Below are 893 nucleotides of genomic sequence, written 5' to 3' on the forward strand. Positions count from 1 at the left end.
ACACAATTGCAACAAAAAATAACTACAATCGGTATATAAAGAAGTATCCAGTTGAGAAGATATTTGCACTATTGTTATATCATCAATATGTGGGGATGCACTGTGGGCGCAGTATATTACTTCAGCTCAAATATCTTGTTGCCAATGAGCACAGCATTCCCAGCCAGGGAGAATTATCCAAGAAGTTATCGTTTCGACTTCCCATGAAGCTTTGGGAAATGATATACAATGATGTAGTCCATATGGCACGCACCAGTAAGAATAAAAGGGTAAAGAATGTAAATCGGATGCTCAAGATTATCGATTCATCATTGTTAACGGCGACTGCAACGATGAAGTGGGCACGGCATAGGAAGCACAAAAATGGATTAAAATTACACATGATACTAGAGAGCAGTTGTATTCCAGGTGCATTTCGGCTCACAGAAGGTCGTTGTAGTGATAGAAAATCGCTCAAATGGGCAATAACGAGGGGATATACATATATATTTGATAGAGGATACAATGATTATAGCATGTTTTACTGGATTGGGCAGCAGGGGGCATCTTTTGTCACACGTGCATGGTCAAATATTCAGTACATTGTGGTCAGGAAACGGAGAGTGGGAAAAAGACAAAAAGAAAAAGGGATACTATCCGACAGTATAATTGAAGTAATCAAAGAGAGGACCACAGGTCACACCGCAGTGTTTCGGATGATTGTATTTACCTTTGTGGATTCTAATAGGCGCCGTCAAACGTTTACATTGCTAACAAATATACACGATTTACCTAGTGATAGAATAGCAGAACTATATCGACAGCGATGGAACATAGAAATTGCATTTTACTGGATTAAGACGTTTTTAAAAGTGAATCATTGGTTAAGTCGTTCACCACAAGGAGTAATGATG

Annotated in this window: 1 protein-coding gene; it reads left to right on the forward strand. The window is 38.9% G+C overall.

From position 1 onward, the window contains the following. Positions 1-893 (forward strand): IS4 family transposase (locus N3F66_10825; protein MCX8124636.1); only part of this gene is annotated, 893 nt, incomplete at both ends.

The sequence above is a fragment of the Spirochaetota bacterium genome, assembly GCA_026414805.1.
Taxonomy (GTDB): Bacteria; Spirochaetota; UBA4802; order UBA4802; family UB4802; genus UBA4802.